General features: G+C 37.5%; 1 protein-coding gene. It reads left to right on the top strand.

Annotated elements, in window-relative coordinates; translation table 11 throughout:
• A partial coding sequence (locus AABL85_RS17420) for a TolB family protein (RefSeq protein WP_425355303.1) occupies positions 1–674 on the top strand: 674 nt, incomplete at both ends.

Genomic DNA, 674 nt, shown 5'->3' on the forward strand with positions numbered 1-674 from the left:
CCTAAGCAGTTCGCTAAAGAGATAAGCTCTAGAGTAAATGATGCAACAGCTGTCTTTACAAAGGATGGTAATACGATGTACTTCACTAGAAATAACTCTAGTGAAAAGGGAAAGAGAAGAAACAATAAGGACAAATCTTCTTTATTAAAAATATATAAAGCCACTAAAGGCGAGGATGGCTTGTGGGGACAAGTATTGGAGCTTCCGTTTAATTCGGATTATTTCAATACAGCCCATCCTAGTTTGACACCGGATGGTAAGTGGCTTTATTTTTCTTCAGACAGAAAAGGAACATTGGGGCAATCAGATATTTTTAGAGTAGCTATTTATCCTACGGGTGAATATGGCAATGTAGAGAATATCGGTGCTAAAGTAAATACAGCAGGGAGAGAAACCTTTCCATTTATATCAGAGGACTATTTCTTGTTTTTTGCATCAGATGGTCATCCTGGATTAGGAGGATTAGATATGTTTGTAGCTAAGATTAATGTAGATGGAAGCATTGGTCAGGTTGCTAATATGGGAACGCCAATTAACAGCCCATTTGACGATTTTGGTTTGTATATCGATAGTAAGTCGCACAAGGGATTTGTAAGTTCTAATAGACCAGGGGCTAGTGGAGGAGATGATATCTATTTCTTTAAAGAAAAACCTTGTAAGCAAGCTTTAGAAGG

This window comes from Myroides odoratimimus, from assembly GCF_038039805.1.
Classification (GTDB): domain Bacteria; phylum Bacteroidota; class Bacteroidia; order Flavobacteriales; family Flavobacteriaceae; genus Flavobacterium; species Flavobacterium odoratimimum_B.